The organism is Lysobacter sp. Hz25 (genome assembly GCF_046097045.1).
In the GTDB taxonomy this organism is placed as follows: domain Bacteria; phylum Pseudomonadota; class Gammaproteobacteria; order Xanthomonadales; family Xanthomonadaceae; genus Lysobacter; species Lysobacter antibioticus_B.
Genome location: NZ_CP175666.1, coordinates 3581200 through 3605865, shown reverse-complemented (window position 1 = coordinate 3605865; position 24666 = coordinate 3581200). Strand labels below are relative to the sequence as shown.

25 protein-coding genes are annotated in these 24666 nt (G+C 65.8%); 17 read left to right on the top strand and 8 right to left on the bottom strand.

What is annotated here, in order from left to right:
* Positions 1–39: 39 nt before the first annotated feature.
* Complete coding sequence (locus tag ACKN61_RS14780) at positions 40–963, bottom strand: hypothetical protein (RefSeq protein WP_408950174.1); 924 nt, start codon at positions 961–963, stop codon at positions 40–42.
* Between the two features lie 202 nt (positions 964–1165).
* Here ACKN61_RS14780 and ACKN61_RS14775 point away from each other — a divergent pair, with 202 nt between their 5' ends.
* Both ACKN61_RS14775 and ACKN61_RS14770 read left to right on the top strand, forming a co-directional pair.
* Entirely contained in the window at positions 1166–1594 is a 429-nt protein-coding gene (locus ACKN61_RS14775) for a VOC family protein (RefSeq protein ID WP_408950173.1), read from the top strand.
* Positions 1595–2111: 517 nt separating this feature from the next.
* Positions 2112–3275, top strand: coding sequence for a M23 family metallopeptidase (locus tag ACKN61_RS14770; protein WP_408950172.1), 1164 nt, complete (start codon positions 2112–2114; stop codon positions 3273–3275).
* A gap of 135 nt (positions 3276–3410) precedes the next feature.
* Here ACKN61_RS14770 and ACKN61_RS14765 read toward each other — a convergent pair whose 3' ends face one another.
* Both ACKN61_RS14765 and ACKN61_RS14760 read right to left on the bottom strand, forming a co-directional pair.
* Positions 3411–5843, bottom strand: coding sequence for a S8 family peptidase (locus ACKN61_RS14765; protein WP_408950171.1), 2433 nt, complete (start codon positions 5841–5843; stop codon positions 3411–3413).
* A gap of 350 nt (positions 5844–6193) precedes the next feature.
* On the bottom strand, positions 6194–6736 hold the full coding sequence (locus ACKN61_RS14760; RefSeq protein WP_408950170.1) for a hypothetical protein: 543 nt from the start codon (positions 6734–6736) through the stop codon (positions 6194–6196).
* A gap of 508 nt (positions 6737–7244) precedes the next feature.
* On the opposite strand from ACKN61_RS14760, the gene ACKN61_RS14755 reads away from it, so the two are divergent.
* Together ACKN61_RS14755 and ACKN61_RS14750 are read left to right on the top strand one after the other, a co-directional pair.
* Entirely contained in the window at positions 7245–9041 is a 1797-nt protein-coding gene (locus ACKN61_RS14755; RefSeq protein WP_408950169.1) for an esterase/lipase family protein, read from the top strand.
* A gap of 324 nt (positions 9042–9365) precedes the next feature.
* Positions 9366–9899, top strand: a complete 534-nt coding sequence (locus ACKN61_RS14750) for a hypothetical protein (protein ID WP_408950168.1) — start codon at positions 9366–9368, stop codon at positions 9897–9899.
* 130 nt (positions 9900–10029) lie between these two features.
* On the opposite strand, the gene ACKN61_RS14745 is transcribed toward ACKN61_RS14750, so the two are convergent.
* Both ACKN61_RS14745 and ACKN61_RS14740 read right to left on the bottom strand, forming a co-directional pair.
* Positions 10030–10215: a hypothetical protein gene (locus ACKN61_RS14745; protein ID WP_408950167.1), complete on the bottom strand. Its 186-nt coding sequence runs from the start codon at positions 10213–10215 to the stop codon at positions 10030–10032.
* A 212-nt stretch (positions 10216–10427) separates the two neighbouring features.
* Entirely contained in the window at positions 10428–10904 is a 477-nt protein-coding gene (locus tag ACKN61_RS14740) for an SgcJ/EcaC family oxidoreductase (RefSeq protein WP_161786048.1), read from the bottom strand.
* Between the two features lie 569 nt (positions 10905–11473).
* Between ACKN61_RS14740 and ACKN61_RS14735 the strand changes: the two genes are divergently transcribed.
* The 7 genes from ACKN61_RS14735 (at position 11474) to ACKN61_RS14705 (ending at position 16766) form a co-directional block, all read left to right on the top strand.
* On the top strand, positions 11474–12421 hold the full coding sequence (locus ACKN61_RS14735; protein WP_408950166.1) for a lipase family protein: 948 nt from the start codon (positions 11474–11476) through the stop codon (positions 12419–12421).
* 116 nt (positions 12422–12537) lie between these two features.
* Entirely contained in the window at positions 12538–12831 is a 294-nt protein-coding gene (locus tag ACKN61_RS14730) for a DUF333 domain-containing protein (protein WP_408950165.1), read from the top strand.
* Positions 12832–13039: 208 nt separating this feature from the next.
* Complete coding sequence (locus ACKN61_RS14725; protein WP_408950164.1) at positions 13040–13621, top strand: hypothetical protein; 582 nt, start codon at positions 13040–13042, stop codon at positions 13619–13621.
* Between the two features lie 21 nt (positions 13622–13642).
* On the top strand, positions 13643–14155 hold the full coding sequence (locus ACKN61_RS14720; RefSeq protein WP_408950163.1) for a DUF5063 domain-containing protein: 513 nt from the start codon (positions 13643–13645) through the stop codon (positions 14153–14155).
* Between the two features lie 102 nt (positions 14156–14257).
* A complete protein-coding gene (locus ACKN61_RS14715; protein ID WP_408950162.1) occupies positions 14258–14767 on the top strand; it encodes a hypothetical protein in 510 nt (169 codons plus the stop codon).
* Between the two features lie 50 nt (positions 14768–14817).
* On the top strand, positions 14818–15750 hold the full coding sequence (locus ACKN61_RS14710; protein ID WP_408950161.1) for a hypothetical protein: 933 nt from the start codon (positions 14818–14820) through the stop codon (positions 15748–15750).
* A 125-nt stretch (positions 15751–15875) separates the two neighbouring features.
* Positions 15876–16766: a LysR family transcriptional regulator gene (locus tag ACKN61_RS14705; RefSeq protein ID WP_408950160.1), complete on the top strand. Its 891-nt coding sequence runs from the start codon at positions 15876–15878 to the stop codon at positions 16764–16766.
* 56 nt (positions 16767–16822) lie between these two features.
* Here ACKN61_RS14705 and ACKN61_RS14700 read toward each other — a convergent pair whose 3' ends face one another.
* Positions 16823–17449, bottom strand: coding sequence for a TetR/AcrR family transcriptional regulator (locus tag ACKN61_RS14700; RefSeq protein WP_408950159.1), 627 nt, complete (start codon positions 17447–17449; stop codon positions 16823–16825).
* Between the two features lie 68 nt (positions 17450–17517).
* Here ACKN61_RS14700 and ACKN61_RS14695 point away from each other — a divergent pair, with 68 nt between their 5' ends.
* Together ACKN61_RS14695 and ACKN61_RS14690 are read left to right on the top strand one after the other, a co-directional pair.
* On the top strand, positions 17518–17946 hold the full coding sequence (locus ACKN61_RS14695) for a VOC family protein (RefSeq protein ID WP_408950158.1): 429 nt from the start codon (positions 17518–17520) through the stop codon (positions 17944–17946).
* A 262-nt stretch (positions 17947–18208) separates the two neighbouring features.
* Positions 18209–19687, top strand: a complete 1479-nt coding sequence (locus ACKN61_RS14690; protein WP_408950157.1) for a hypothetical protein — start codon at positions 18209–18211, stop codon at positions 19685–19687.
* A 123-nt stretch (positions 19688–19810) separates the two neighbouring features.
* On the opposite strand, the gene ACKN61_RS14685 is transcribed toward ACKN61_RS14690, so the two are convergent.
* Both ACKN61_RS14685 and ACKN61_RS14680 read right to left on the bottom strand, forming a co-directional pair.
* A complete protein-coding gene (locus ACKN61_RS14685) occupies positions 19811–20674 on the bottom strand; it encodes a DUF1684 domain-containing protein (RefSeq protein WP_408950156.1) in 864 nt (287 codons plus the stop codon).
* Positions 20675–20829: 155 nt separating this feature from the next.
* Positions 20830–21123 carry a cyclic-phosphate processing receiver domain-containing protein gene (locus tag ACKN61_RS14680; RefSeq protein WP_408950155.1) on the bottom strand — a complete coding sequence of 98 codons (294 nt, stop codon included), beginning with the start codon at positions 21121–21123 and terminating at the stop codon, positions 20830–20832.
* A 122-nt stretch (positions 21124–21245) separates the two neighbouring features.
* On the opposite strand from ACKN61_RS14680, the gene ACKN61_RS14675 reads away from it, so the two are divergent.
* The 4 genes from ACKN61_RS14675 to ACKN61_RS14660 all read left to right on the top strand — a co-directional run bounded on the left by ACKN61_RS14675 (position 21246) and on the right by ACKN61_RS14660 (position 24594).
* Positions 21246–22388 (top strand): alpha/beta fold hydrolase, encoded by a 1143-nt coding sequence (locus ACKN61_RS14675; protein ID WP_408950154.1) that lies wholly within the window; start codon positions 21246–21248, stop codon positions 22386–22388.
* 155 nt (positions 22389–22543) lie between these two features.
* Positions 22544–23158, top strand: a complete 615-nt coding sequence (locus tag ACKN61_RS14670; protein WP_408950153.1) for a hypothetical protein — start codon at positions 22544–22546, stop codon at positions 23156–23158.
* Between the two features lie 163 nt (positions 23159–23321).
* Positions 23322–23630, top strand: coding sequence for a PAAR domain-containing protein (locus ACKN61_RS14665; RefSeq protein WP_082638168.1), 309 nt, complete (start codon positions 23322–23324; stop codon positions 23628–23630).
* 370 nt (positions 23631–24000) lie between these two features.
* Positions 24001–24594, top strand: a complete 594-nt coding sequence (locus ACKN61_RS14660) for an HAD family hydrolase (RefSeq protein WP_408950152.1) — start codon at positions 24001–24003, stop codon at positions 24592–24594.
* The last annotated feature ends 72 nt before the right edge of the window (positions 24595–24666 follow it).

The following is a 24666-nucleotide window of genomic DNA, read 5'->3' as shown; positions in this document are numbered from 1 at the left end:
CTGCGGTGCGGTCGCGATGGCGCGTCCGCCGCCGGCCGATCAGTAGTCTTTGAGGTCGCCGAGCGGGATGCGCTGGATGTGCGTGCGCGGTTCGACGCCGCTGTCGCGGTAGTCGTCGGCGGCGCTTTCGTAGGTCACCCAGACTTCGTTGTCGATGACGTTGATGCCTTCAGCGTAGTGGTCGAGACGGTAGACGCTCTGGGCATCCTTGGCCGCTTCGAGTTGGAAGTTCTCGCCGTTACCGGTGAACTGCTGAAAGACCAACTCGCGCGGCGATTCGTCCTGGCCGCCGAAGGAGGTGCTGAAGAGCAGGCCCCGCTCGGTCACGGTCACGCCCTGGGCGTAGTAGGGCGTCTCGACCGGGGCGCTGGGGTTGACGAACTCGCCCTTGGCGCCGATATCGAAACGCATCAGGCTGGGCTTGCCGTCGAAATCCTGTTTGGCCTGGTCCGAGCCGAAGCCGTTCGGGTCGACCGCGAACTGGCCGACATAGGCCTGGCCGTCCTTGACGGTCAGGTAGCTGGCGTTGCTGCCTTCCGGCATGCGATTGATCCACACCGGCTCGACCGAGCCGCCGTTCCGGGCGGCGTCGACGTCTTCGCGCCGATACACGTAGACCGATTCCGTATCGGCCAGATACACGAACTTGCCGTCGGTCGCCACGCCGCCGCCTTTGTCCGGCGCGATCGCGCACAGGTTCTCGGCGCTGCCGCCGTCGAGCTTGACGTGCTTGACCTCGGGGCCGCCGTCCTTGTTCTGGATCGACAACAGGACGCCGTCGTCCTGGTTGTAGTAGCTCGTCAGGACTTGCCCACGCTGGGCATCGTAGCCCTGGCCCTGCGGGATGAACTCGCCGAGGTGGATCAGCTCCGGGCCGTCGGGCAACGCGGGGCGGGCGGATTCTTGGGCGGGAACCGACGTCTGGGGAATCCAGGCGCTGCCGCTGCTGCCGGAGACATGCATGGGAAGGTTCCTCTCGCCGACAGGGCACTGCCGATGCGGGCACTTTAGGCCGCGCCTCGCCGCGGGCACAGCTAGGGTTGCCCCTATCGAAACGCCGTCTTCACCGCGGTTTCTTGATACCGGTCGTAAAACACGCAAGGATTCAAGCCCGATCCGCCGGTTCTGGGGCGGGCACGACTACACGACGACGGGAGAGGCGAACATGCAAACGCAGGAACTGCACCGCGGCCGTTTGATCGATCACATCCAGTTGGTGGTGCGCGATATCGAGGCGAGCCGGAAGTTCTACACCGCGGTCTTCGCCGCCTTGAAGGTGCCGATAGCCGGCAGCGGCGACGATCATTTCTGGGCCGACGAGCTGTTCGTGTCGACCGCCGACAGCCCGGCTGCCCAGGGCAGCCTGACCGGGCGCCATCACCTCGCGTTCCAGGCGCAGGACTGGGCGATGGTCGATGCCTTCCACCGTGCCGCGATGACCAACGGCGGCAAGGACAACGGTTCGCCCGGAGGCCGCGACTATCACCCCGGCTATTACGCCGCGTTCGTGCTCGACCCGGACGGCAACAACATCGAGGCGGTGTATCACGGCGAAGCCGAGCGCAGCGCGCCGTCGGTGAAGATCACCTTCTGAGGCGCACAACCCGGCCCGCAGCGCACACGGCGGGGCTTGCGGCGATGGCGCGGATATCGCGTCATCGCCGCATTCAAGCCGAACCGGTTTCCCTTCCGGAAAACCCGGACGAGCCATTGCGATGAATGCGCGCTCATGCAATGCGGCGCACGCGGCGCGATGAAGTTTCAAGCAACGCAAATCGCGCATCGTGAATGCGGGTTAATGTGCTTTGTGCGCAGCGCATGCGCCGCCGATTCTCCGGCGATGAAACTTCGATACGCGACTGGCATCGAATAACTCCGCAGCGATTCGCTGCCATATGACGATTCGAAATGAAGGAAGTGCAGGAGCAGTCTCACCGCAAGTGAGCAACTGCGCTGCGATCGCACGACAGCGCCGTTGACGAACCCTAGAGTCTGGACATCGCATCACTCAGGGTGGCCGATGCGAACGAGAAAGCACATTGCACTCGATGCCGGATCCGTCGTTGCGGACAGGGCATGCACGCCACCCCTCATTAAACGAGAGCGATGCGATGAAGGCGATTTCGAAAGCACGATTGGGGTTGTTGGCCTGCTGTATCGCAGCGGCCATCGGCGGCACGGCGACGGCCGGCGGGCGCGATGCGAACGCCGCTGCCGGGTTGAGCGGCCAGGACCTGGTGTATTCCTACGACGAGATGTTCGACTTCGACACAGCGGCCTATCTGGCTAAGCACGCGCCGCATCTGGTGCGTCATGGCGAGTCGATTTCGCACTGGGCCGGTTACAGCAGCATCAGCCCGAAGGTGTTGATCGCGCTGATGGAGCAACAGAGCGGCGTGGTCTCGCGCCAGCGCGCCAGCGCCGATGCGATGCGTCGCCCGTTCGGCAAGCTGTCGACGGCGAAGGATTTCAATGGCCAGACCCGCGAGGTCGCCACGGCCTTGCGCCAGGCCCTGTACGAGCAGGAAGACGCCTCGCTGGCGCCGCAGGGCCGTGTGCCGTTGGCGCGCGTCAATCCTCTGCAGGCCTTGTACCTGCAGGCCGGCGACAGCCAGGCCAGTGCCGCGCTGCGCGGCGACGGCGAGTTCCAGCAGGTCTACGGCCGCTTGTTCAACGAGCCGCGCAAGGCGGTGCCGGCGTCGGCGCGTTTCGCCGACACCAGCGACGTCAACGCTCTGGCCGGGCCGGCCAACGGCTTCCTGCAGTTCCCGTATCCGCGCGGCGCATCCTGGCACGTCGGCGGCGCGCATACCAACACCGGCTCGGGCAATTACCCGATGTCGTCGCTGGACATGTCGCGCGGCGGCGGCTGGGGCAGCAATCAGAGCGGGAACTGGGTGTCGGCCTCGGCCGGCGGCTCGTTCAAGCGCCATTCCTCGTGCTTCGCCGAAGTGGTGCACAGCGGCGGCTGGTCGACGACCTACTACCACATGATGAACCTGCAGTACGGCACCGGCGCGAACGTCGCCGCCAACAGCCGTCTCGGCAATCCGGCCAACACCCAGGCCCAGGCCCTGTGCAACGGCGGCGCCTCGACCGGCCCGCACGAGCACTGGTCGCTGAAGTACAACGGCAGCCATTACCACCTCAACGGCGTCTATCTGTCCGGCTTCCAGATCACCGCGCTGGGCAGCAGCTACGACACCAACTGCAGCCGCTTCTATCTGAGCAAGAACGGCTCGCGTTATTGCTCGGGTTATTTCACCAACCCCTGAGCGAAGCTGCGCATCCCGCGGGCTCGTCGCGATCCCGAACGAGTCCGCCAGGTGGATTTTCGCATCCGCCCGAAGCCGTCGCGGCTTCGGGCGGATTCGTTTGCGGCGCTGTGCCCGACGAAGCGCGTCTGGGCTTCAGCGCTTTTTGGCCGCCGCCGGTCTGACCGCCATCGCCGGCTTGGCCTTGCCGGCGTTGCCGCGGTTGAGGCATTGCCAGGTGATGCGACCGACTTCCTCGCCTTCGAACAGTTGGCGGATGGCGATGCTGGCGCCCTGCATCTGCTCGGGTTTGGCGCCGCGCACCAGGAAGCGCGCCGGCAGGCGCGCGCCGCGCGGCAGCGGCAGGCCGCACAACGGCAGGCGCGGCAGGCCCGGCAAGGCGACGGTGGCGCGATCGCCTTTACGCGGCACATCGACCTTCCAGGGCACCCGGGCGCCGATGCGGCGGGCGAGGTCGCGCGGCAGTTCCAGGTGCACCGTGACGCCCTTGGGCAAGCGCCGCACGATCTCGAAATCGAAGGCGCGGGCACGATCGGGCGTGCCGGTGATCAGGAACGGCAGCGCCAGCGTGGCCTGCGGGTCCGGCGGCGGATCGACCACGTTGAAGTTGCGCCAGGTGATGTTGTTGTGGGCGCGGATGTAGTCGCGGAAGGCATCCCAGTCGAAGTTGGGCGGACCGGGCGGCAGCGGCGGCGCGGCGTCGCCCGGATGGTCGAGGCTGGCGACGAAGCAATAATGGCCGGGCGCGGGGATGTCGGCTTGCGGCCAGGTGATCGCATCGGCGACCACCAAGGTGTCGCCCATCGGCACGTCGACCGGCGCCGAGGTGCCGATCAGGTTCCACAGGTCCGGGGTCAGCAAGGTCGCGACCGGGCTCCAGTACACCGTCGCGCGGACGTCGTCGGCATCGGCGGCGCCGCGATTGCGCATGCGCACATAGAGGAAATTGTCCTGCCCGGTTTCGGCCTCGTGGCCGAGGGTGTTGCTGTTCTCGGTGCCGCTGCCTTCGCCGAAGGCGGCATCGGGGTTGGCTACCGCGGTCGGGCGCAGGATCACGTCGGGGCTGGAGCTGATCGCGCCGGTGGACGGCACCGCGCCGCTGTCGCCGACGGCGTCGCGCAGGTAAACATCGGGCACCAGGCCCAGGGTGTCCTCGATGATCGCGCGCAGGTCCGGCATCACGCCGATGGCGCCGGCCACGCCGCCGCCCTGCGGGGTATTGATCGCCGGGTCGGACAACAGGCTGCGCATCTGCCCCGGCGACAGGCGCGTGCCGGTCGCCGCGGCGTACATGCCCTGGGTGACGAGGGCGGCGCCGGTGACGATCGGCGAGGCCGAACTGGTGCCGTTGAAACCGGCGGTGTAGGTGCGGTTGTCGTCGCCGCCGCCGTTGTCGAGGTCGCCGTAGGCGCAGGTGGTGACGTTCTCGCCCCAGGCATAGCAGTCCACGCGCGAGCCGAAGCTGGAGAAACCGGCGCGGTTGTGCGGCAGCGCAGACAACGCCGCGCCGACCACGATCGCGCCGGAATCGCGGAAGTCGGCGCTGGCGCGGTTGAACACCTGGAAACCGCCGCCGTCGGTGTAGGCGTCGAGGTCGTTACTGCCGTTGCCGGCGGCTTCGACCACGATCACGCCCAGGGCGCTGGCCAGGCGGATCGCATCGAAGTCGGCGTTGTCGACTTCGGTCAGGATCGCGCCGCCGCGTTGCACTTCCAGCAACAGCACGTCGCCGACCGCCATGGTCGGCAATGCCGCGACGATCGCATCGGCCACGTGCAGGTTGGTGTCGGTGCCGGCGTCGTAATGCGAGGTGACCCGCACCGAGCCCACGTCGGGGGCGATGCCGACCACGCCGAGGGTGTTGTCGATGCCGGCGATTTCGCCGAGCACGGCGGTGCCGTGATTGCCCTTGTAGGTGCTCACGCCATCGCGGTTGTCGCCGAAGATCAGGCTGGGCGCGTGCCCGACCAAGTCTTCGTGGCCGAGGAACCAGCCTTGTTCGAGGTCGACCACGCCGATGCCGCCGCCGGTGCCGTTGGCCTGGGTCCAGGCCCAGCGCGCGTCGATGCCGGTCGGAGCGGCATCCAGATAGTCCTGGCCGGCGCAATACGGATCGTCGGCGTCGTTGACCGGTTCGGTGACTTCGAGTTCGCGGTAGGCGTCGGCGATTTCGGCGAGCCGGCGCAAGCGTGCGACCAGGGCTTCGGCGTCGTCGGGACGATGGCGCAGATCCAGGCGCCAGTAACCGGTCAGGCTGCGCAACGGCGGAAACGGCGATTGCGCGGCGCGGCGCTCCATTTCGATCAGGCGCTTGGCGTCGACGCTGCGGATTACCGGCCGGGTCGATTCGACCGCCGCTTCTTCCAGCAACTTGGACAGCGCCACCAGCTTGTGCTTGCGTGCGAGGCTGCGCAGGTCCTTGTCGGAGCCCGGCGCAATGCGATCGGACAAACGCAGGATGACGAAGCCGCTGTAGCGCGGCGTCGGCGAAGCGGTGGGCGGATGTTGCGGCGGGCGCGTCGGACCGGCCGCGCAATGCAGCGCGGGCGTGCAGTGTCTGGATTTCATCGGACCTCTCCTGATGGCGACCGCAGACCTGCGCGCTGGCTGGCGATGACGCATGCGGACGTCCGTGTTTCTGCGGCCGTTGAAACAGGGCGAGCCGAGCAGTCCAGAAGGCCGGCCGTCCCCCGCGGCCGCCGAAGAGACGCTGCGCGCGGCTCCTCACCGGAAGCGAACGCCAAGACTCGAAGCGGGCGGCCAAACCGGGCCGGTCGCGCGCGCGCCGAGTGCCGGCATTCGTCGAGGCGGCCGCGTCGCACTCGCACTTGCGAAGGCGGCATTCCGGATAAAGCAAAGGCGGCCGTAGCCGCCTTTGCGCAATGCTTATGGCGGAATGCCCGCCGCCATGCATGCCGTCACGGCGGCAGCTTGGTGCCCTGGTCGGCGATCGCCAGCCACTTGCGGCCGTCGTGGGTATAGGTGACGCCGGTCAGGGCTTTCTGCCGATAACCGATACGCGGGATCTCGTAGACGGTTTCGTACAGGATGTAGGCCGAATTGCAACCGTCGACGACGCGGTGGCGTTCGGTCCAGCTCCATTTGGCTTCGCGGTTGGTGAAGTGGCCGGCGAGCGCGGTCATGATCGCGTCGAGGCCGATGCGCACGCCGCCGCTGTCGAACACGGTGATGGCGCGTTCGTCGTGGACGGCACGGAAGGTTTCGGCGTCGTAGTCGCGGAACGACTCCATATCCATGCGCTGGGCGATATCGAACTGGCGTGCGCAGATGCGGGTCAGGACGTCGCCGACCCAGCCCGATGCGGCGGCTTGCGGCGCGCCGCTTGCCGAAGCATTGCTTGCAGGGCTGGCGGCGAACGCGGTGGTGGCGGTGGACAGGGCGAGCATGGACATGGCGATCAGCGCCGACGTGCGGGCGGAACGGGGAGTGCGGTGGGTCATCGTCTTGTCTCGGTGGTTGGGACGAAGGCGACCATAGGCGCGGCGGCGGTTCCAATGCAGGCCCAATCGGTTGGCGGCCGATGGAGCCAATTTTCGGCATAGCGGGGAGCGGTCGAACGGTGCCTTCGGGGTTGCGCCGGCACTCGCGTCGGTCGCGGCAGGGATGGCCGTTCGCAGCGTATTGCCTGCACTTTCATCGTGTTCCGGTTGTTCCGTCTGTGTGCTTTCGACAACGCGGTCTGACCGGAGTTAGCCTGCTTCCTCGTTGAATGAAGCGGCGGGCTCGACCGGTGAGGGCGTGTTCCTCGGTGCCGTTCGGTCCGGCGCCGAATGCAGCGACGCGGTCCCGAGGCTTCGGCCCCGGGCAATCCCTGCGTCCGCGCGGCAAGCGTTCGCGTCCGCGGCGAACGAGAGCGATGGCCGCCGGGCCGGGTCGGGCGCGGCATTCATTGCAGGGTTCCGCGGGCTTCGCCGCGGTGCAGCGTCGTGACTCAGCCAGGGGGGCGGGATGAACACGCAAGTCGAGGAGCGTTCGCGGACGCTGGTGGTATTGCTGCACGCCTATATGCACACCGCGGCCAGGCTGGAGTCGGTGCAAGCCCTGGTGCGCGGCGCCTGGCCGGATGCGGAAATCTATTGCCCACAGTTGCCGGCATCGCGCATGTCGATGGCGGATCCGAACGAGATCGTCGCAGGCTTGTTGACGCAGATCGATCGCAAATACGCCCAGGCGCAGGCCCAGGCCACGCCTTACGGCAACATCGTGTTGGTCGGGCACAGCCTCGGCGCGCTGCTGGCGCGAAAACTTTACGTGGTGGCCTGCGGCGAAGTCGAAGGCGCTCCGTTCGAGGCCGTGTTCAAGCCGGCATCCGCCGACGAAGCGGCACTCGTCGCGGCGCGGCCCTGGGCCGGCTGCGTATCGCGGATCGTGCTGCTGGCCGGCATGAACCGCGGTTGGCGCGTGTCGCATCACCTCAGCCTCGCCAACGCGCCGGTGTGGAGCCTGGGCAGCTTGCTGTGTCATGTCATCCATGCCTTCAGCCGCCGCTGGCCCTTGGTCTTCACCTTTCGCCGCGGCGCCGAATTCATCACCCAATTGCGCATCCAGTGGTTGCTGATGCGCCGCCGCGCCAGCCGCACCGGTCCATCGATGCAGGGCGATGCGAGTGCGCCGGCCGCGCCCGGCAGCGCCTTGACGATCCAGTTGCTGGGTTCGCGCGACGACATGGTCGCGCCCGAAGACAACGTCGATCTGGTCTCGGGAGGCGATTTCGTTTACCTCGACGTGCCTCATTCCGGGCATGCCGACATCATCGACATGGCTGACCCGATCGTCGGCGCCGGCCGCACCCGCGCCTTCGTGCTGGCCTTGCAAGCCGACAGTGCGCAACTGCAGCGCGAAGCCGTGGTGCCGTCCGACGAGCGTTTCGCCGCGCCCGACGAGAGCATCGAGCGCGTGGTCTTCGTCATGCACGGTATCCGCGACGTCGGCTACTGGACCCACAAGATCGCGCGCCGCATCAAGCAACGCGCCGGCGACCGCCTGGCCACCTGGGCCACCGAGACCTCCAGCTACGGCTATTTCCCGATGCTGCCGTTCCTGTTCCCGTGGTATCGGCGACAGAAAGTGGAATGGCTGATGGACCAGTACACCGAAGCCTTGGCGCGTTATCCGAACGCGAGCTTTTCCTACGTCGGACACAGCAACGGCACCTATCTTCTGGCTCGTGCGCTGGAGCTGTACCCCTGCTGCCGTTTCGATCGCGTCGTGTTCGCCGGCAGCGTGGTGCGCCGCAGTTACGACTGGCGGCGCTTCCTCGACGGCCAGCGGCCGAGGGTCCGGGGCGTGCTCAACTTCGTCGCCACCGGCGACTGGGTGGTGGCGTTCTTCCCGAAATTCTTCCAGTTCTTCAGGCTGCAGGACCTCGGCAGCGCCGGACACGACGGCTTCCTTCTGTCGCAACCGGATGCGGGCGTCAGTCAGGTGACCTACGTCAAGGGCGGGCACGGCGCGGCGATCGTGGAATCGGTATGGAACGTGATCGCCGGCTTCGTCGTCGACGGACGCGTGGACATGGACGAGATCCAGCCGGTGCCGAGGCGGCAGAATGTGTTGGTCAAGGCGCTGGGTCTGTTTCCGCCATTGGTGTGGCTGGTGTTGATCGCGGCGACGTACTTTCTCTGGCAGGGCATCGCGGCGGCGATCTGCCTGCTCGGCATGGCGCCGGCGACGCAGGCCTTCGTCACCGGCTTCTCGTTTGCGCTGTATCTGTTGCTGTTGTGGTTGGTGGTGACGCGGGTCTAGGCCCCGCGTCACTCGAGCGTGCTTGCCCAAGCGTGCTTGCCCAATTGGGCGGCTGCCGCACCGGAGGATGCGTCCGCGCCGCTCGAGCGCCCGTCGAGTTACCATGCACGGCGGCCGCTGGCAGGTTTCCTTTCCGCGGCTCCCCAGGGGCTCGCGCATCGTCCACTCGCACCGTCCCGTCCCGCCGGATAGCCCGGCGGCACGGCGTCGTGTCGGTGCGGGGATCCCGACCCGGCCGCGCATGCATCGCTCCGGTTCCCCACGGGTGGCGCTCAGGCGCCGCTGCGCATCGGACGCATCTCTCATCAGCAAAAGGACATTGTCTTGAAGAAACTCAATCGCCTCGTTTCGATCTGCTTGTTGGCCTTCCTCGCTGCCGCCTGCAGCAGCGGTGGACGCAGCACCATGACCGCCGAGGAATACCTGGAGCAGAACATCTCGGTGTGGAACTCCGCCAGTACGCCCGCGGTCCGCTGGCTCGGCGGCGATCGCGCCGAGGAGTTCAGCAAGGTGTTGCAGACGCGCAAGGGCATGAGCCGCTATCAGCCCCAGTTCGCCGGCCTGCGCCGCGAGCTGGCCGCCAACACCACGGTGACCCAGGCGTTTCCGCCGCCGGAGGATGCCGCTGCGCTGCACGCGAGCATGCTCGACTACCTCAAGAGCGTCGACGCAGCGTTCGCCAAGCTGGAAGAAATGGGCAAGCTGCCGGACGGTTACAGCGATCAGCAGTTCGGTTCGTTGGGCACCGATATGGAGCGCCTGATCGGCGACGTGGATAGCAAGGCCATCGCCTGGAATGCGGCGCAGAAGGCCTACGCCAAGCAGCACGGCGTCACCTTGCGCGAAACCGGCGGCTGATCGGTCCGGTCTCGCGTTCGTGGCGCATTCCGGGCCACGAACAACCGCAATGCGATGAAGAAAGGCCCGCCATACGGCGGGTAGGCGCATTTCGATAAAGAAAGGCCCGCCATACGGCGGGCCTTTGCGTTCAAACGCTATGGCAGGGCTTGGAGCACCAATAGCAGCCGTTGGTCTGGGCGAAGTAGCGTTTGGCCGCGACCACTGCCGATTGGCAATGCAGGTAATACCCAAGGTCCTGTTTGTTGAACGGCACGAACGGGCAGTCGGAGCGATGCACCTCGTGGTTTCCGTTCGGCTGTGCGTTGCGATTCACGTAGTACACATACATGGCGGCCTCTGCGATCCCATGGCATTCCCGAATGCCTGGATACGTCACCTGCATCGCAATGCCTGCGACGATGAGCCCTCGGACCGCCGGGCGCGACGCAGGCCCGGAACCGGAAGCGTACAGCAGTGCGCCGCCATTCTTGCTTCACACCCTTGCGGCAGGCCCCGCCGGAGCCTGCCGCTTATGGCCTGCCAGGTTTACGGCTTGGCGATCGGGGTGGTGGTGTCGGCGCTCAACCGCCATTGGCCGCGCACCCGCGCCCAATTAGCGACATCGATTGCGTGCAGGGTGATGCCGGCCGAGGGAATAGTGAATTCGATGCGGTCGACGACCACGGCGCTGGAGCACTGGCTGATCGTCTGCGCCAGCAGGGTGCGCTTGAACACATATTCGTTGGCCATCACTGCGCGATAGAAGGCGGTGATCGCCGGCTTGCCGTTGAGCACCTGACCGAGGCTGTTGACCTGGACCGCGTCTTCGGCGAAACCTGCCATGAAACGATTGAGATCGCGCCGGGCGAAGGCATCGCCGAGCGCTTCGGAGGTGCGTTCGAACTCGCGTTCGCAGTGCCGGTGCTGCGCCGCCATCGGGTCCTGCGCCGCCGCGGCGAACGGAGTCAAACCGGACAACGCGAGCGTCATGCCGAGAGCGGCCATCGAAGTACGACTCTTCATGTTCGGTCCTTGCTGGAGTGGTTGGAGACTGAACGTTATCGAAGGCGTTCGCGCGACGATGTACCCGGATCGCGAATGGAGCTGACCAAGTTGCTCAATGCGCGATGGCTTGTGCAGCGTGGCGAGTGCGGGACGAAGAGCTCCCCTGTCTGACGCCTTCTTCGTCTGGAGTGCGGGGCGAGGTGTCGGGCCAACTTCGGTGCGTGTTCTCAATGCGCTGCGAGTTGTGAGCGGCTCGCCCCAACGCGATTTCCTCCCCGAAGCGCTCCCCCTTTGAAGAGGGGGCAGGGGAGGAATTGCCTTGGATCGAAACAGCCCGTCGTGTGGACGGCAACAGCGGTTCCCGCGCCGGGTCGCGCTATCGCACTTCTTTGCGCTGCTGGAAGCCGCGCTGCATCGCAGATCGAACTGCGGAAACCATGAGATAGGTCACGATTTCGATGGCCGGTCCCTCGCCGATGTGGATGCAGGGGCGACATCGTGGCCGGTCGTCGGACCCCATTGCGTGCTGTGGTGGCGAGAGCGGTGCGGTCGGCCGCTCGCATCTGCCTACCGAGAGGAAAAACCCGATGACCACCGGTCTCACGAACGCATCCACCCAGGCGACGCTCGACGCGACGCTGACGATCGCCCTCGCAGTCGCCTCGAAGGCCGCCTACGACTACTACCAAGGTCTGCCGTTCCAGTCGCCCGACGGTTATCAGCAAATCGATGCGTGGACCGGATGGGACGCCTTTTTGATCAGCGGCTCGGAAGAAAAGTACGGGCTGGTGTTCCAGTCGATCGCCGACCCCGGCACCTTGATCTTCGCCTTTCGCGGCACCGACTCGGACATGGACATCTACGAGGACATACGGTTCCTTACCACCGAATTCGTGCCGAGCAGCGGCACGGTCGCGCCGACGCCGCATGTCGCCTCCGGCTTCTACAGCATCTACGACGACAAGGGCGGTTCGATGACCCAGTCGATGCGGCAGCAGCTGTTCGCCTTGTTGGCCAAGTACACGCCGAGCGAGCTCTACGTCACCGGTCACAGCCTGGGCGCCGCGTTGAGCCAGTTGTTCTCGCTCGACCTGGCGATCAGCCAGCCGATGAATACCGTCAACATCAATTTCTCCAGCCCGATGGTCGGTACCCTCGACTGGCAGACCGCCTACAACGCCACCATCCCGGCGGCGAACAGCATCCGCGTTTACAACTATTGGGATTACGTTCCGACGCTGCCGCCGAGCGACTTGGGTTTCCATGCGGTGGGTTCGGCGTTCCAGACCGCTTTTTACGTCAAGGGCGAGTGGTTCCCGCACGAGTTGTCGCGACACTCGGTGGTGAACCTGACCACGGTGCTGAGCCACGCCTTGCCGGCGAATCCGCAGCAGTGGGTCGGCCAGTTCCCCGATTACATCCAGCCCAAGTGGACGATGCTGAGCAAGCTGCCGCCGGCCGGCGGCGACGTCAGCTGGGTCGACAAAATCGGCGAGCACATGCGTTTCGAGCGCACGCTGGAAGCGGCCGCCTGACGCGGTCAACGCCGCATCGGCGAAGGGGGCGAGACCCGCTGCGCCTGGCCACGGCCTTGACTGGGTCTTCAGGACCGCCCGGTATAGTGAGGCCTCGTTTCCCCGAGGCTCTCGCCATGCAAAACCTGCCCCGTTTCGCCCTGTTGCTGACCGCCGTGATGGCCTTGGCCGCCTGCGCCACCCCGGCCGACACCACGCCCGCCGATAGCAGCGATAGCTCGGCCACCCTGACCCCGAAGATCGGCATGCCGAACCCGGCCTCGGTGCATTGCAAGGACCAGGGCGGCACGCTCGAGATCCGCACCGGCAAGGACGGCGGGCAGTTCGGTGTATGCACCTTGCCCGACGGCAAGGTCTGCGAGGAGTGGGCGCTGTTCCGCGACAAGAAGTGCGTGACGCCGAGCGAGTAAGCCCGGCGGCACCCATGCCGGTCGACACCGGCATGGGGGCCCGGACTCGGGGGCACACGGCCAGGCGATCCTGGCCGATCCGGCGGGTGGCGTCCTGGGCTTGGTTGCGTCTGGCCACGGACGGACGCCCGGCCGATTGGATCGGATGCGGCGGCGCGCTATCGTAGCGGCGAAGGATCGTCTGACCGGCCACCAAGGAGAGCGCCCGATGTCACGTACCAACGCAACAAGCCTGCTGTGTATGGCCGTCGTCTTGCTGATGGCGTCGCCCGCGAGTGGGGCGCTGGAGAAGGCGCGCTTGGACCAGGCCGTCAAAGCCCAGATGGCCATGTTCTACAGCGACGACATCGTCCAGGAGCGTTTCTCCAGTCGCGCGCAAGCCGCCGACCTGGACGGCGATGGCAAGGAGGAAATCCTGTTCCTGGCCACCGCTCGTTGCGTTGGCGCGAACTTCGACTGCCCCAACGAACTCGTCGTGCTGGTCGCGGGCCCGCCGGCGCCTGTCGTCTCCGCCTTGAGTCCCGACGAAACGGAACAGCGCGATGCGGCGGCGCGCACCGGCTATCGCTTCGGCCATAACGAACAGGTCCCGGGCGAAGTCGAAGGCATACGCGTCCTGAATCGCCAGGTCGAAGTGTCGTTCCTGGTCAAAGAGGACTCACCGATCTGCAAGCGTCTTTATACGACCGGGAACGGTGAGCAGAAGGAGACCATCCATTGCCCCGATCCCGGCCGCTATCGTTGGAGCTACCGTTGGACCGGCGGAAAACTGGTGAAAGCCCAGCCCTGACGGCCGCTGTGCAGGAAACGAATGAATTCATCGATCGAACGTTTCGCCGAGACCGCGCGTCGTTTCTGTACCTGGGCCGAAGGTGAGCCGCAAGCGGCCGCGACCGAAGCGAATATCGCGCTGCGGTTGCTGTCGGAACTCCACGAGCGCGCGTTGCAGCTGCCGGAGGGTGCCGTCCCGGGAGATCCGCAAACGCCTTCGCACGAGGCCTGGACCGTGGTGTTCCGCCGTTTCGGGTCATTGCCGTTCAATTATTACGTGCAGCAGACCGATCCCTTCGTCTTCGAAGACGCGGGGCACGAAGTCGGCGATCTCGCCGACGACCTCGCCGATATTTGGGCAGACCTCAAGGGCGGGCTGTCTCTGTTCGATGCCGGGCTCAAAGACGCGGCCGCGTCGCATTGGTGGCAGTACTTCTGGATACACTGGGGTATGCACGCCACGAGCGGTCTTTACCCCCTGCGATACTGGATCGCGGAGAATCGCGATGATCTCTATGAACCCCGCACCGGTTTGCCCGCAAGCCCAGAGTAGGAGCTGCGCAAGCTGCGACCGCGGCAATGCGCGCGGCGGCGGAGCGGCCTGCGACCGGAATCATCACGGTCGCGGCTTGCGCCGCTCCTACCCGGGAGCGCCATGAACCGGATCGGTTGGATGCTGGCTGCATTGGTGCTGATGCCCATGACGGTGCAGGCGCATGTCGACCGCATTCTGCATCGGCGCTCCGACGGCAGCGTCGTGGGTGTTCCGCAGCGGTTCGGCCCGGTCGTTCTCGATCTCCGATTTCCCGAGAATCAGCCGCCGCTCGTCACGCTCAGGATCGGTCCGCATGGCATCAGGCTGCCGAACTGCATTGCCGAGCTGATCAAGGCGCGGCGTGTCGAGGATGTCGAGCTGAGCGGCTCCTGGTATCACGAACAAAGCAACATTCCCTACTACATCTCGGTCGATTTCTATGCGCCGGGCGTCAAGCATGAACAGATGTCCGGTGACTACGTCAACGTGCTTTTCAGCCTGCACGATGCACGTGTCCTCTCGATCGGCGAACTGAGGCCGGGGTGGTTGTGGTTCGGACCGCGCTATCGCCAATTGGAGCCCGAGCAACTATGTCGCAAGCACGAGCTGCGTTCGGCGCGGTTGCGGTGAGCCTCTGTCGAATGCCTAGGCGAAACTCGATGGGTGTGATTCGACTTGCCATGAAGCGCCTGGTTCTGGCGGCGGTGCTTGCGGCCTGCGCAGGTTGCAGTGGGTCGGGTAGTGAGCCGGCTCACGGTGCGGGATCGGACAAAAAACCAGCCGCTCAGCAGCTTGGAACGACCGGCCAAGCCCCGGTCGAGGTTTTCGAGACCGAGCATTACGCGATAGCGACCACGGCGACGCCGGAGCAAACCCGGGCCATCGGCGCCGCGGTCGAAAGCCTGCATCGGGCCTATAGCGGGTTCTTCGCCAAGGCGCTCGAGGCGAAGGGCGAGCCGGGCAGGCTGCAACTGCGCCTGTATCGCAGCCGCGGCGAGTTCGTCGCCCATAACCGCAGCATGCCCTGGGCCGAGGCCTATTACCGTGCGCCGATCTGCCACGCCTATTACTCGGGCGGCGGGCAGAACCCTTATCACTGGATGGTCCACGAAGCGACCCATCAGTTGAACAACGAAGTCGCCGGCTTCAAGAACAAGCGCTGGATGAACGAAGGGCTGGCGACGTACTTCGGCGCGAGCCGGATCGAGCACGGCGTGCTGCTTCCCGGTACCGTCGATGCGACGGCCTATCCGATCTGGTGGCTGCCCCGGATTCCGCTGAGCGGCGATCTTGCTCGCGACATCGAGCAGCGCCGCTGGATACCGCTGCGCGACCTGCTCGCCGACACCGGGCCGGAGATCGGCCGCTATCTCAATCTGTACTACGTCGAATACTGGAGCCTGAGCCACTTCCTGTTCCACTATCGCGACGGCAAGTACGCGCAAGGCTATCGGGCAGTGATTCGCGAGGGCGGTTCGGTCGAGGCCTTCGAACGAAGGATCGGGCCGATCGAACGGGTGCAGCAAGAGTGGTACGGCTACTTGCGCGACAAACAGGCCGAAGCTGCGGCGCCGCCGAAAACCGATGCGTGGTTCGTGCCTGCGGGCGGTTAGCGTTCCGAAGCCATCGGGTCGGTTGTTACACTCTCAACCGACGGCTGCAATCGCCCGCTCGAATCGTCGCCTGCGACGCATACGCGAGGCGCGCCGCCCACTGTTTCTATTCATACGGAGCCGCGATGGCCCATCCCCGGATCAATCTCGGTTCGCTGAAGGTGTTCGAGGCCGCCGCGCGCGCGCTCAGCCTCACCCGCGCCGCCGAAGAACTCAACGTCACCCAGGCCGCAGTCAGCCAGCAGGTCCGGCAGCTCGAAGCCCAATTGGGCGTAGAGCTGTTCCGGCGCTTGCCGCGCGGGCTCGCCCTTACCGATGAGGGCCTGGGCCTGTTGCCGGTGCTGCAGGAAGCCTTCGACCGCATCGGCGATGCGCTCGACCGGGTGGGCGACGGCCTGGCACGCGAAGTCGTGCATGTCGGTGCGGTCGGCACCTTCGCCAGCGGCTGGCTGCTGCCGCGGTTGGCGGATTTCGTGCGTCGTCATCCGGCGGTCGACGTCCGCGTCAGCACCCACAACAATCGCGTCGACCCGGCCGGCGAAGGGCTGGATTACGCGATCCGCTACGGTCGCGGCAATTGGCCGGGCATGGAAAGCCGCTTCCTGATGCCGGCGCCGCTGACGCCCTTGTGCACACCGAACATCGCCGCGCAACTGCGCGGTGCGGCCGAGCTGTCGCGTTTCCCGCTGCTCAGGTCCTACTTCGTCGACGATTGGCGCTTGTGGTTCGAGGCGGCGCAGGTCGTGCCGAACGGGCCGGTCAACGGACCGATCTTCGATTCGTCGGTGACGATGGTGCAATGCGCCTTGCAGGGGCTCGGCATCGCCCTGGCGCCGCCGGCGATGTTCGAGCGCGAGATCGCCGAAGGACGCCTGCTGCAACCGTTCGAGCCGATGCTCGACGCCGGTGGCTATTGGCTGACGCGGCTCGCACTGAAGCCGGCGAGCTTCGGCGCGACGGCGTTCGCGGCCTGGCTGGAACGCGAGTGCGGCGGCCAAGCCGGCGATAGCGCCTAGGTACTCCGGTTCGATGGATGCAGGCATGCATCCCACTCGTCGTCGCGGACCAAGACCTATTTCCGCTTGCGCGCCGTTTTGTCGCCGCCTTTGCCGAGCGCCCGCTGCAACAACCACAGCATCGCCGCCTTGACCACTTCGGGGTCGCCGCCGGCGTCGATTTCCAGGGCCGCACGATCGAACGCGGCCGAGAGCAGCTTGGACAGGGCGTCGATGGATACATCGTCGTCGCCGCCGACCGCCGCGGCGAGACCCGCATGCAGCGTCTCGGCCGCATTGGACTCGTCGATCGCCGCGGTCTCGGCCAGGCCGAGCACGGCCGGGCCTTCCAGCAACAGCAAACGGGTGCGGCCGGGCACGGCCATGGCCTGCAGATAGGCCTCGCTGCCGGCGATCAAGGCCTCGTGCGCGCCCAAGCCGGCCGGCGCCGCGGCGACGATGTCGTTGCGGACGGCCTCGGCCTCGCGTTGCAGCACATGCCGGAACAGGTCGCGCTTATCGACGAAGTGGTGATAGAGCGCCCCGCGCGTGGTGCCGGCCGCGACCGATACCTCGGGCGTGGAGGTGTCGCCATAGCCCTTGCTGACGAATAGGGCCCGCGCCGCTTCGAGCAGGGCGTGGCGGGTGGTTTCGGTACGTTCGCGGTTGGACCGGGGCGAGCGGGGCTGGCTAGGTTGTTGCATACATACAGCCTGTATGTTAATTTGGATTTGCATACAGACTGTATGTCAAATCCCAGAGAGCAGACAAGATGAAAGTCACCAGCTACTACCCCGTGATCATGACCCACGACGTCGCCGGCACCGCATCTTTCTACGAGGCCCATTTCGGCTTCGTGGCCTTGTTCAACAGCGACTGGTACGTGCATCTGCAGTCGGCGCAGGACCCGTCGATCAACCTGGCCGTGCTGGACGGGCGCCACCACACCATCCCCGAGTCCGGCCGTGGGCGCGTCGGCGGCCTGCTGTTGAACTTCGAGGTCGAGGACGTCGACGCGGTCCACGCTCAACTGCAGGGCGCCGGCTTGCCGATCCTGTTGAGCCTGCGCGACGAGGCCTTCGGCCAGCGCCATTTCATTACCAGCGACCCGAACGGCGTGCTGATCGACATCATCAAGCCGATTGCGCCGAGCGGCGAGTTCGTCGAACAGTACGATGCGAGCGCATTGCCGACGGCGTGATCGCAGGATCGTGCCGTACGCATGAGACAAGTAGCGCAGTACCGCCGTGTCCGGTAACAATGCCGCGATGAAATGGCGCGAAGCATGTCGACACGGCGGCTTCGTTGATTTCGGGCTATCGGCGCCGGCGCGGCTTTCGCGCAGCGGCGGTTGCCCACTTGCAATGCGCTTGCATCCGTATGCGCTCTTTTATCCGAGGTGATCCGTGAAGTCAGTCGGTTCCGCCGCCAAGGCCCTGGCGGCTCTGGCATGTGCTTTCAGCATGTCCGCGAATGCCCAGCCGCCTTTTCAGGCTACGCCGCTGCAAGTGCCGGAGCAGTGGGCCGACTATTGGGCACGGGCGAAGAAGGCCGATGGGATCGTCGATGAAGAAGCGCGATGCAAGGCCTATCCGGACCTGCCCGGAAACCACTGGAGCGATGGAGCGGCGCAAGGGCGTTGTACTTTGCTGCGCAAGCCGGCCTGGTCCTTGGCCCAGATCGACGCGATATTGTCGAGCTCCGGCGGTTCTGCGGACTTGGAGCGTCGTTTCGCCGCCTTGCTGAAAGCGCACTACGACGATCAATCGCAGCGCGAGCAGATATTTCGTTCGCTCGAAGCGTTCGACAAGAGCGCTTCGGCCGGGGTAGTGGCGGAGCGCTGGTTAAAGCTGGCGCCGGAGAGCGCATTTGCGCATGCGGCCTTGGCGAACCACTACAAAAATGCGGGTTGGGCTGCGCGTGGAACCGCTTCGGTATCCAACACGGCTCCGGGGCAGCTCGAGAAAATGGGGCAGTTGTTCGCTCAGGCGATTCCGCTGTACCTGAAGGCGCTCGAGATCGAGCCCCGTCTTAGCGTTGCCTGCTATGAGCTCGCCGGCATAGGACGCCAATCGTCGGGCGAGCTGAGGCAGATGGCGACGGAGCGCTGCTTGAGCGTAGATCCCGACTCGTACTACGTCGTATACGAACGCATACGCTCCGCACAGCCCAACTGGGGCGGCTCGATGGAGGAAATGACGAGCGCCGTGGCCTATGCGGCTGCCAGGACCAAGAGCAACCCGATTCTCGGGGCCGTTCTGGGCGAGGCGGCGGGATATCCTCTCACTCGCCTCGATCCGGACAGTCTGCCGAAGGATGCACTGACCGAGGTCTCGCGCATGGCGCCGAGCGGGACCTTGATGAACTATGCGAGCAATGCTTACGCGCAGTCCGGCGATTATTGGTCCGCGTTCGCCTATGCCTCCCAGGCAACGCGATTCTGGCCTCGTAATGCGCGGTTTCGCGCCGAACGCGGTTGGTGGCTGATGCAACTGGGCTACTACGATTGGGCCGCCCGGGATCTCGGTGTCGCACTCGAAGAGGCGCCCGGTAACGACTACCACCTGAATGCGATGGCGGAAGCGGTATATCGCTCGCAAGGTCTGCGCGCTGCTCGGCCTTACTACAAGGAAGCGATGAACGGCGAGATGCGGCAGACCGCTTCGTTGCGTTATTGCGAGAGTTTCGTCATGGAAGATCCCTTGCCTGCCGAGGCCAAACAATGCAGCGCGCAACTGGTGGCGGAGTTTCCGAGATTTGGCGAGGGATTGGCCCTGCGCGCGCGGGCACTGTATGGGGCGAAGGATCCTGGCGCTCTCGAGGCCATCGATAGCTTCCTGACGCAGTCCTACCTGATCAGCGACCCGGAGAAGCGTGGGGTCATCGATGAGGCGACCCGTTGGAAGGAAGAGCTGTCGAAATCTAACAAGCCCGGTGGCTAAGCCTTGTGCTTGGGTTCATGAGCGTGGTTCGCCGATCGAATCTGCACGATCAATACGTCCGGACCAAGCCCGATACCCGGGCTTGGCCGCTTGCGCTGCCCTTTGCTCAAGCCTTGATCGCGCTTACTTCGTCTGCGGCGGATAGATTTCGCCGTACTTCAGTTCGGTGTCGACGAAGCTGGTGAGGTTGATCGGGCAGTTGTAGTAGTCCGAATGCGCGCACAGGAAGCTATAGAGCGTGTTCAAGTTGAGCGTCATCGTGTTCGGCGCTTCGCCGGCGGGGAAGTGCGTTTCGAGCACGCGGCCACCGCCGTAAGTGGTCTTCTTCGAGGTCTTGTCGGTCAGGAACAGCAGGACGTGGTTGATCTTGGTCCAGTCCTTTTCCTTGTTGAAGGCGCGCAGGCGGTAGGTCTTGCCGTGCACCGGCAGTTCGATGTCGCCGATCCAGTACATCAGGCCGGTGTGGTTGCGCGAGTCGAGGTGGCTCACGCCGACCGGCGCGTTCTTGCGCTTGAAGGTCGCGGTGACCACGCCCTTGGGGTCGTAGGGAAAGAAGCTCAGGCTCTTGAAGCGCTGGGCCGGCAGCTTCGGGTTGTAGAGCCAGGCCTTGATCGACTTTTCGTAGACGGTGCCGCGCACGATGAGCCCGTCCGGCAGCGCCTGTTGCTGTTCCTTGGCTTTCAACAGATCGACCTCGGCCAGCCCCGGGCCGCGGAGGAGAGCCCGGCCGTTCTCGTAGGACAGGCTGAACTGGCCCTTGTCGCCGGCCTGTTCGGCCCAGCGGATGTCGGCGGGCGCGCGCGCCGGTGCCAGATGCACGGTCTTGCCGGCATCGACGACGGCGACGTCCTGGATCGCATACATGCCGGTGGGGCCGCCGGCGTGTTGGGTCATCGCCGCGCGGAAATCGTCCCAGTCCTTGCGCGGATCGGCGATCGCGAGGCTGGGCAGGCAGAGCAACAGGATCGAGCAGAGCAAAGAGCGCATGGCGGGGTCCTGGAAAGAAGCGTGAATGGGCGGTCGAGGACAGAGCACGCTAGCGTGGCCCGAGCGGCCGTGTGTGCGCTGTCTTGATGATCCGACGAACGGGCAGGGCGGGAATCGACAGCGGTCGTGCAGCGAGGCGGGCGGCCCGTTGCGGTTCAAGCCGCGCTGGCGCGCTCGATCGCCCGTATACCGGCCTCCATGCGCAGGCGTGCGGACGGATTCGCCGAGTGCACGCTGATCGCCGGCGACCGGAATCCGCGTGTGACGACGGCTTCTTCTATCCACACGATCACCTCGTAGCCGGTGCCGCGCTCGTCGTCGCCGAGGTCATGATCGAGACTGATCTGCGCGACTTCGCCGGTTTCGAGCAGGGCGATAGCCTCGTCGGGCCAGAACGCGCGCACCCAGCCCTCGGGGGTGATGCGTTCGTCGTCGAGGTACCCGCGCATCCTGCCGTCCTGTAGGGAATGAGCCGTCATGCTGCCATGGCCCGCATCGCCGTGGAATGTTCGCTGCAACCGCTCCGCTGCGGCCCGTATCTATATTGCCTCCACAGTGGAGACCGACCGAGATGCATAGCGATTGGCAGAACAAGGCGACGAGCTGGATCGTCGCGGCGGCCCTGGGCCTGGGCGCGGTCACGAATGCCGCGGCGCAGCAGGCGGCGAAGCCGGCCAGCCGCGCCGAGGCCACTCGGCTGATCGCCGATCTGCGCCGGATCGTCACTCCGGAAGGCGTGGAGCGGGCCGAGAAGGTGAAGATCGGCGGCATCGAGCAATGGGTGTCGATCCGCGGCGTCGACAAGCGCAATCCGGTGCTGTTGATGCTGCACGGTGGGCCGGGTTTCGTGGAAATGCCGTACAGCTGGTACTTCCAGCGCGGTTGGGAGGACTACTTCACCGTCGTGCAGTGGGACCAGCGCGGCGCCGGCAAGACCTATCTGCTCAACGATCCGGCCCAGCTCGAGCCGACCATGACGCGCGAGCGCCTGGTCGAGGACACCGAGGAAATGGTGGCCTGGCTGCGCAAGGAATTCGGCAAGGACAAGATTTTCCTGCTCGGTCATTCCTGGGGCAGCGTGCTCGGTCTCGAATTCGCCCAGCGTCGCCCGCAATGGCTGCATGCCTACATCGGCATGGGCCAGGTCACCAATTCGCCGGAAAGCGAACGCCGCGGCCTGCAGTTCGCGCTCGAACGCGCCAAGCGCGACGGCAATGCCGAAGCGCTGCGCGAACTCGCCACGATCGAGGGCTATGCGCAGCCGGGCAAGCCGCTCGCGCTCAAGGACCTGTACCTGCAGCGCAAATGGCTGGGCCACTACGGCGGCGCCATGCGCAGTCTGCAGGGCTACGACACGGTCTCGGCGGCGGTGGCGCTGGCGCCGGAATACAGCGATGCCGAGATCGCGCGCATCTGGGAGGGCAACGAGTTCTCGGAAAAGCGCTTGCTGGTCGAGGCGCTGCAGCGCGACTACAGCTCGGTCGAGCGTCTGGACTGCCCGGTGATCCTGTTCAACGGCCGCGACGACTACAACGTCTCCGCCGAACTCGCGGCCGAGTGGTTCGGGCGCCTGCGCGCGCCGTCCAAGCAATTGGTCTGGTTCGAGCGATCCGCGCACGTGATGTTCACCGAGGAGCCCGGCAAGACCCTGGTCTCGCTGGTGCGCTATGCCCGCCCGATCGCCGAGCGGGCCGGAGATGCCGCGCCGGAATGAGCGCTCGCGCACGGTTCCGGACATTGGCGGGCGGTCGCTTGTCCTCCTGATTCGGCCTGGCGGCGTTAGCTGGAGGAAACGTCGCGGATGCGGCGTTCCCTTCCGTTTCCGGGGCCTTGCCGAGCCGGCATCGCCCCGCCTCGCCGAGCCCGCCCATGTCGCCTTTGTTGTCCGCCGAACTCGCCTGGTACGTCACCGGACGTTTCTATCGCACGCCCGCCGGCTCGCTGGCCGATTACGGCTATTTCCTGCACTTGTCCGGCATCGAGGGCGCCTTGTTCTGCGGCGCGGTCGGTGAAACCACCGCGCATTTCACCTTCGCCGCGTGCCCCTTCGTGGCGCCCGACGTCGACAACGGCGCGCTGACGCTTGGGCTGGACCCGGCCGGCGAGTTCTCGGTGTACCTGCAGCGCGAACCCGCCGGCGATTTCGACCGGCCCGATTCGTTCGCGCAGGGCGAGCGCATCGCGACCTTCCGCCGCACCGGCCTGGTGGTCGGCACCACGCTGGCGGCGCAGATCGGCGCGACCTCGACCTCGGTGTTCGCCAACAACGTGTTCAGTGCGCGCATGATCGACAGCTGGCCCTTCGAGTTCGGCGGCCGCCGCTACGACCTCAGCACGATCCTCGACGGCGTGACCCAGTTCGGCACCGCCGCGACCACGCCGATCGCGTTTCCGGCGACGCCGCCGGCCGCGCCGATCTACGACCTGGTGCTGCCGTTCACCGGTTCGGCGATCGCCTTGTCGGCCGCGCAGCCGGGACGTTGACGATATGCGCAACTTTCGATTGCTCTCGAATACCCCGGGGAAGACCGTTCGACATGACGCGCGTCCGGAAATGCGGAACCGACGATCACGCGGCGATTCACGCTGCGATCGTTGCGCCGTTTTCTTGCCTGAGGTCTGACCAAGTCGAGAGCGGAGGTGGGCGATGGTTCGGCATTGGATAATGGTCGGCGATACGACCAGCAGCGGCGGCACGGTGCTGACCGGTTCGACGCCGGAGCGCGCCGGCGGCTTCAGTTGGGCGCGTGTCGGCGATGAGGTGCATTGCCACGAACACGGCCTGACGATCGTCCTGACCGGCGACCCGACCCATCGGGTCGAGGGCAGCCCGGCGGCGCGCCACGGCGACTTCTGCCTGTGCGGCTGCATCCTGATTTCCCTGCGGCAGGTGCGTTCCATCGTCGAATCCGAGCGCGGTTACGGCTTGATGCCGTATGGGCCGATGACGGATTGACGGGGGGCGATGCGCAGCGGGGCAAAGGCAAATCCCCCGCGCTGCAGGGTCTATGTCTTCGGCCCGATACGCCGGGCGCCGGCCCCCTTTGCCAAAGGGGGCAAAGGTTCGGCGGCTTCGGCACCGGACTTCCGTGCTATTGCCGCTCCTGATTCAGCAGGCTCGTTCGGAACCGATAATTCGAACCCAACCCGAAGAGTCCCCCCTTTGAAAAAGGGGGGCAGGGGGGATTTGCTCTTCACCGCAAACACGAAGCAACCACCGCCGACCCTCGCACTTCGGCAGCCCAACTCAATCCGGCTAGACTTCGCCGGGCCGGCGATCGTCCATGCAAGTCATCCGCTGTCGATGACAGGGCCGCCCGGCGGGCATGGATCTGGCGCTTTTCGATTTCGACGGCACCATCACCTTCGACGAAACCTTTCCGGGCTTCGTGCGCGCCACGATCGACCGGCGTACCTTGGCCCTGGGCCAACTGCTGCTGGCGCCGTACGTGGTCGGCTACAAGCTCGGCCTCGTGTCCGGGCTGACGGTGCGCAAGCGCATCGTGGCTTTCGGTTATCGCGGACGCCCCGAGCACGAGGTGCGCGCAGCCGGCGCGCGTCATGCGCGCGAGGTGGTCGCACGGCAGATCCGGCCGGAAGCGCTGGAGCGCATCCGATGGCATCGCCAACGCGGCGATCGCGTGGTCGTGGTGACCGCTTCGCTGGATCTGTTCGTCGCCGCCTGGTGCGAGGACCAGGGCCTGGAGTTCATCTGTTCGTATCTGGAGTCGCGCGACGGGGTGCTGACCGGACGCTATCGCGACCGCGACTGCTGCGGACCGGAAAAACCGCGGCGTGTGCGCGAGCGGATCGATCTGGACGACTATGCGACGGTGTATGCCTACGGCGATACCGTCGAAGACCTGGATCTGCTCGATCTGGCGCACCGCAAGTATTACCGCTGGCAGGAAGTGGCCTGAGCCGGCAGGGCACAGCCGTTTCGTTGTACGCAGCTCATCGCGCAGAGCCGTTGGGGCCGGATCGAGGCGCCG